The following is a 6448-nucleotide window of genomic DNA, read 5'->3' as shown; positions in this document are numbered from 1 at the left end:
CCCGGGGGTTCAACACCATCTACCGGCCAAGACGCGCCGGGTTCTGGAACCCGCATGCCCACCCGAGAGGGCGGGGTGCGGGGATCGCGTATGCGTGACCGGGGACCACCTTCCAATCCGGGGCCTGCGGTAACCGAGCGAGCTAGACCATCGCTCGGGCGATCCTGATGGCGTCTGCTCCCCTCTCCACACAGGTCAACTACTGGGTGCTGCCGAACCTTTCGCGGTGGTACTCGGCGGCCCGCCCTGGCCACCGCCCTGCTCGCGCCAGTTCATGTCTGCCGCGACCATGTGACTTCCTTCGCTACGACAGGAACTCTACCCAGGACAGAACTCGATGTCTACTGCAGCGGGAGTAGATTTTCCGGGATCAAGGAGACAGCTATCCTGCGGCACCCGATCGTGCCGGGCGTCGCTGGGACCCCCGACTCCCCGGCCGGGTACGCGTCGGCTCCGCTGAAGGAACGCCCTCGACCTGGCCGACCCGCTCGACGGCCCGGCCTTCCTCGGCCGGGACGCAGCGCGCAGCGCGCCGTGCGCCAAGTGGCGGTGGCGGGTACGCGATGTCGCCACCCACTCCGCCCTGACGCCACAGAGTCCCCTCCGCCCGCCTAGGACCCCCGAAGGGGTACACGCGCCCGCGACAGCTTCCTCCGCCGCCTCAGCCACGACCTCACGCCGCGTCACGCCATCGCGCGGAACGACCAGCGGATCGTCACGGATCTACCGCGGTAGGCAGACGCCCGACACCTGCCCGCCTCGCCGAACTACCCCCGACGTCCTGGCCGACGTCCTCGCGCACACGCAAGACCTCGTGATCCTCCTCGGCCGGGTCCGACCGACACCCCTCGACGCTCTGGAAACCCGGCCACCTCGACCGCGAGGACCGGGGACGCGCGATGGGGCCGCGCTACCCTCCATTTGAACATCGGTCAAATAGAGGACGGAGATCGTATGACGATGCAGCGACACGAGGAACTCGACCTGGCCGGCAAGGTCGTGATCATCACAGGGGCCAGCCGTGGCATCGGCAGGCAGGCGGCCCAGACGTTCGCCCGCCGCGGCGCGAACCTGGTCCTGGCCGCACGAACGGTCGAGCCGGACAGAACACTGCCCGGCACCCTGAACGAGACGCTGACCGAGATCGAGAACACGGGAGCCAGCGCGATCGCCGTGCAGACCGATCTGGCCGAGACCGCGGATCTCGAGCGCCTGGTCGACGCCGCCGTCGAGCGGTTCGGTGGCGTCGACGTGCTCATCAACAACGCGGCGGCCACCGCCGGCGAGATCTGGTCGAAAAGATTTCTGGAGCTGACGCGTGAGGACTGGCTGTACCAGTTCGCGGTCAACCTCCACGCGCCCTTCACGCTCATACAGCTGGTGACTCCGATTATGGAGAGTCGCGGTGGCGGGCGCATCATCAACCTCAGCACCGGCAGCGGTGAGGTCTTCCGCCAGCCGGAGGAGCTTCCCAAGCTCGAGAACATCGGTGGGTTCAGCCTCGCGGTGCCCGGCTATTACTGCAGCAAGCGGGCGCTCGACCGGCTCGGCAATGTGCTGGCTCCCGAGCTCGCCCGGAAGGGCATCGCCGTGATCGGCATGCACCCGGGCCTGGTCGCCACCGAGCTCACGGCCATCCGCGTCAAGGAGTCCGGCCTCGACGACAGCGTGGCCGTGCCGATGGAGGTCCCCGCCCGCATGCTCGCCTACTTCGCCTCCTGTGCCGATCCCATGGAATACACCGGCCGCCTGTTCTGGGCCGAGCGCGAGCTCAAGGAACTCGGGATCGAACTGGACGACCGACCCGCGATCACCACCTGAACCCGAACAGGTCGACGGCGCGGTCATCGTCAGCTGGTCGGCCGCGGCCCCGCCTTCTTTCTGTCATGAGAAAAACGGGAGGTCACTGATGATGCGTAAGAGCCGATTACTCGGCGCGGCTGTTGCCTGCTGCGCCGCACTCGTCCTGGGGGCCTGTGGAGGCGGGGATTCCAGTCCGTCCACGGGAACCGCGGGTCCCTCTGGTGAGCCGGTGGCCGGGGGTACCGCCCGGATCCTCATACTGAGCGATCCGCGCAGCCTGGACCCTGCATCCCTCGGCAACCAGGCCGCGATCACCGCAGTGCTGGGTAACGCCCTGTACGGCACCCTGATGACCACGGACGAGACGGGCAAGGTCGCGTACTCGATGGCCGAGTCCTTCGCCACGACCGACGGTGGCGCGACCTTCGCGCTGAAGCTGCGGCCCGGGCTGGTCTTCTCCGACGGCACTCCGCTCAATGCCGAAGCGGTGAAATTCAACTGGGACCGACTCAAGGACCCGGCCAGCGCCTCACCCAGCGCGGCGGAAGCGGCGATGGTCGCCTCGGCCGAGGTAGTCGACGACGTCACCCTGAAAGTCACGATGACCACTCCCGTGACCGCGTACGCGCAGGCGATCGTCGGCTCGGCGATGAACTGGATCGCCTCACCGGCGGCCCTGCGGAAGGGTCAGCAGACCTTCGACGAGAGCCCTGTCGGCGCCGGCCCCTTCACTCTGCAGAGCTGGACCAGGCAGGCCGAGATCAGGCTCGTCAAGAACCCCCGCTACTGGGACGCACCCAAGCCCTACCTCGACGGCATCACAATGCGCGCGGTGCTCGACTCCGACCAGCGTTACAACACCCTGATCAGTGACGGCGCCGATGTTGCCGTCGAGACTAACTGGATCAACCTGGCCAAGGCCGAGAAGGCGGGTCTGCCGACCGACCTCCTGCCGCTCAGCGGTGGCTACTTCATCGCCCTGAACACGCGCAGAGAGCCGTTCAACGATATTCGCGCCCGACAGGCCGTGGCCGCGGCGCTCGACATCGATGCGCCGAACCTCGCCGTCTACAACGGCGAAGGCCAGGTGGTTGACACGCTGTTCACCAAGAACTCCCCCTTCTACTCGGACACGCCGCTGCGCAAGGCGGACAAGGCCACCGCCCAGCGACTGTTCGACGAGCTGGCCGCCGAGGGCAAGCCCGTGTCCTTCACGTTCTCCACCTATCCGTCCAGCGAGAACAGGGCGATCGCGGAGAACGTCCAGGCCCAGCTCGGCAGCTTCAAGAACGTCAAGGTCGAGGTCGCGACCGTCGACTACTCGCAGGTCGGCGCGATGCGCACGACCCACGACTTCGACGCGATCGTATCCGCCGCGGCCTTCCAGGACCCCGAGCCGCGGCTGTTGGCGAACTTCACCGGGAACTCGCCGGCGAACATGCCCGGCCTCGTGGACCCGGAGCTCGACAGGAATCTGTTGGCCGGCCGGACCGGGACGTCGTTGGAGCAGCGTAAGGCGGCCTACGACGCGGCGCAGGCACGGTTGACCGAGGCGATGCCGGCCATCTTCCTCACCCGGTCGGCGCCTGCCGTCATCACGGGCAAGAACGTGGGCGGCATCGTGCAGTACGGTGCGGGTTCCCTGCTACCCGAGGATCTGTGGATCGCGAAGTAGCCCAGGACCCCGGTTGCGGCGTCCAGGAAAACGCGGTGTTTCTCTGACCCGGCGTCATCTCGACGCGCCAGAACCGCCAGCGGATCGTCCGCGCATGCGTCCCACGTGACGATCAGGTGCCAGGCACAGGAATGTGCCTGGCACCTGTTTCGCGTCGGGCATCTCTCCGTTCGGTCTTTCCCCAGGATCTCGAGATCTCAGCACCCGGAACGAGTCGTCAGGTCGACGTCCGGGGCGGGCGGCTACTTCTGGATCCAGAGTTCCTCGGGCAGGAGCGAGCCGAGGCCGTACTGCACGAGGCCGCCGACGTCCTTGCCTGCGATGGCGCCGGGCTCCGCTCTCGTGAAGAAGACCACCGGGGCCAGCTCGGTGAGGCGCTGCTGGACCGTGTCGTAGGCCTTCTCGCGGTCCTGTTCCGATGCGCCTGTCCGCCCCGCCAGCAGGGCGTCGTTGAGCGCCTTGTCGGCGATCCCGGAAAGGTTCGCCGGCGAGTCGCCGCTGAAGGCCGTCCACAGCCGTGGTTCGGGGTCCTGGAAGAACGCTGACGACGTGGTCGCGTCGAAGTCGTGCGTCGTGCGCAGCGAGACGATGTCGGCAACCTCGATGATCTTGACCTGGACGCTGACGTTCTTGAACGTGCCGAGCTGGGCCTGGATGTTCTCCGCCGTCGTCCTGCTCTCCGAGGTGGGGGCGGTGGAGACGGCGAAGGACACCGGCTTGCCTTCCGCGGCCAGCTCGTCGAACAGTCGCTGGGCGGTGGCCTTGTCCGCCTTGCGCAGCGGCGTGTCCGAGTAGAAGGGCGAGGCCTTGCTGAACAGCGTGTCGACGGGTGTGCCGGTTCCGTTGTAGGCGGCGAGGTTCAGCGCGTCCAGGTCAAGTGCCGCGGCGACGGCCTGCCGTGCGCGGACGTCGTCGAACGGCGCCCTGCGGGTGTTCATGGCCATGAAGAGCCCGCCACTGAGCTCCAGCACGGTGTTCGGCAGGCCGGCCTTGTCGGCCTTGTCGAAGTTGACGGGGTTCGACTCGACGGCGACGTCCGCGCCCCCGGTCTGCAGGGTGTTGTAACGCTGGTTGGAGTCGAGCGCGGCCTGGAAGGTGAGGGTGTCCAGGTACGGCTTGGGGGCGTCCCAGTAGCGGGGGTTCTTGACCAGCTCCATGGCGGCCTGGCGGGTCCAGCTCTTCAGCGTGAACGGGCCGGCGCCGATCGGGGTGGCGTCGAAGGCCGCGGCGCCCTTCCGCAGGGCCGCGGGCGAGGCGATCCAGTTCAGTGACGAGGTGACGACGGACTGGGCATACTTGGGCACCTGGGTGACCATCGTGGCCGTCAGCGTGACATCGTCCACCACCTCGGTCGAGGCGATCATCGACGCCTCCGAGCGGTGGGGTGAGCCGGTGGCCGGGTCCTTGACCCGATCCCAGTTGAACTTCACCGCTTCGGCATTGAGCGGAGTGCCGTCGGAGAAGACCAGCCCGGGCCGCAGCTTCAGGGTGAAGGTGCGGCCGTTGTCCGTCGTGGTGAAGGACTCGGCCATCTGGTAGCGGATCTCGCCCGCCTCGTCGTTGGTCATCAACGTTCCGTACAGGGCGTTGCCCACGACACCTGTGCTCGCGTAGGCGTTGCCGATCGTCCCCGGGTCCAGGCTGCGCAGATCGCTCAGTGTCAGGATTCGCCCGTGGCCGCCCGCCACCGGCTTGCCGGAGGCACCCGCGGACGGGCTGGTGGAATCGCCGCCTCCACCACAGGCCCCTAACAGAAGGGCGGCGCAACATGTAACAGCCGTGGCCAGTAATCGTGTCCTGCGACTCATGGTCGGACCTTCCGTCGGCGTTCAAAGGTGGCATGGAAGTGGAATGAGAAAACAGAGGACTGCCGGCGGGTGATTCCTTCTCGCGGTCGCGGCGAGCTTTTCAGAGCGTGATCCGCGAAGCGGAACCACGACACAGGAAAATCCGACAGCATTACTGACCGACAGACCCCGGACCCCGATTGCAGCCGCGCAACAGCGAGCGCCACGCGGCGCGGCGTCCCCTCGAGGACGAGCACGGTTGGTTCGCCAGCCACATCCCCTGGCTGACGAGCGCTGTCAGGAAGTGAGATCGGCTTGGCCGACGCCCCTCACCCGTTGAGGACGGGATCAAAGCACCCGGGACTGGGCGACGTCAACCGCCTGCGCCTGCGGTCAGCCGGCTGCCCGCAGGCACAGGCAGGCGTCGCGGAGCCAGCTCGGCTGCCCCATCGTCACGAACGGGCGACCGGAGGGCGGCCACAAACGGTGACGGAGAAGTCACAGGACCACCTCGTTCCATCTTGACAGTATGCGAGCATCGCCCGCATACTCACCGACTGATGAGCGACCACTAGTCGCATAAGGAGGGGGTGTGCGGCCACGATTACCGCCTCGACCGTCCGGTGCCCGCTGGCACGGTCCTGACCGCCGGCCCAGGAGGCTGGCACAATCCCGCGACCGGCACTGCCGCTGCACCCCCAGCCGCATGAGCCGGCCCGCTCCGTCGCCGATCGGCCCACCCGGGATGTCGGGCAGCTCGGCCGATGCCCCTCCCACCTCGGCGCCGCGCAATCGCACCGAGAATGACGCGCCCGCCATCCGCACGACCGACCAGACAAGCGTCATGCCTTCTCCCGACGCGGGCCCTCCGATTCGCGCCGCCGAAGTATCGCTGGCTGGCCCCGAAGGGTTCCCGCCGCACGGTCCCCCACCTCAACGAAGAGCCCGGAGAAGACGCCACAAGGAGGCCGCGCGCGGGACCAACGACAGGCTCGTGCGGCTGACCCCGCTGGGCCGTGAGGGCCGCGCGGAGGAAGTCGCCGCTGCGGCGGCGTTCCTGCTCTCGGACGCGGCGAGCTTCGTCAACGGGATCGACGTTCCCGTCGACGGAGGCGTTCGTGCCGCCCTCCTCGGAACACCCGGCCGATAGCCCGCGGCGGAGAGGTGACACGTGTAACGTACG

At 67.7% G+C, this 6448-nt stretch carries 4 protein-coding genes; 3 read left to right on the top strand and 1 reads right to left on the bottom strand.

The genetic code is table 11. The features are described 5' to 3' along the window. Positions 1 to 954: 954 nt before the first annotated feature. Both AC559T_RS19320 and AC559T_RS19315 read left to right on the top strand, forming a co-directional pair. Positions 955 to 1821 carry an SDR family NAD(P)-dependent oxidoreductase gene (locus AC559T_RS19320; protein ID WP_498869637.1) on the top strand — a complete coding sequence of 289 codons (867 nt, stop codon included), beginning with the start codon at positions 955 to 957 and terminating at the stop codon, positions 1819 to 1821. Between the two features lie 88 nt (positions 1822 to 1909). Beyond that, complete coding sequence (locus tag AC559T_RS19315; protein ID WP_498869636.1) at positions 1910 to 3478, top strand: ABC transporter substrate-binding protein; 1569 nt, start codon at positions 1910 to 1912, stop codon at positions 3476 to 3478. A 242-nt stretch (positions 3479 to 3720) separates the two neighbouring features. Here the strand turns inward: AC559T_RS19315 and AC559T_RS19310 are convergent, their stop codons facing one another. After that, entirely contained in the window at positions 3721 to 5286 is a 1566-nt protein-coding gene (locus tag AC559T_RS19310) for an ABC transporter substrate-binding protein (RefSeq protein WP_498869635.1), read from the bottom strand. A gap of 685 nt (positions 5287 to 5971) precedes the next feature. Between AC559T_RS19310 and AC559T_RS19305 the strand changes: the two genes are divergently transcribed. Next, positions 5972 to 6415 (top strand): SDR family oxidoreductase, encoded by a 444-nt coding sequence (locus tag AC559T_RS19305; RefSeq protein ID WP_498869634.1) that lies wholly within the window; start codon positions 5972 to 5974, stop codon positions 6413 to 6415. The last annotated feature ends 33 nt before the right edge of the window (positions 6416 to 6448 follow it).

The sequence above is a fragment of the Frankia sp. Hr75.2 genome (genome assembly GCF_949319125.1).
GTDB lineage: Bacteria > Actinomycetota > Actinomycetes > Frankiales > Frankiaceae > Parafrankia > Parafrankia soli.
The sequence above is the reverse complement of the archived record's forward strand: the minus strand, read 5'-3'. Positions and strand labels throughout refer to the sequence as shown.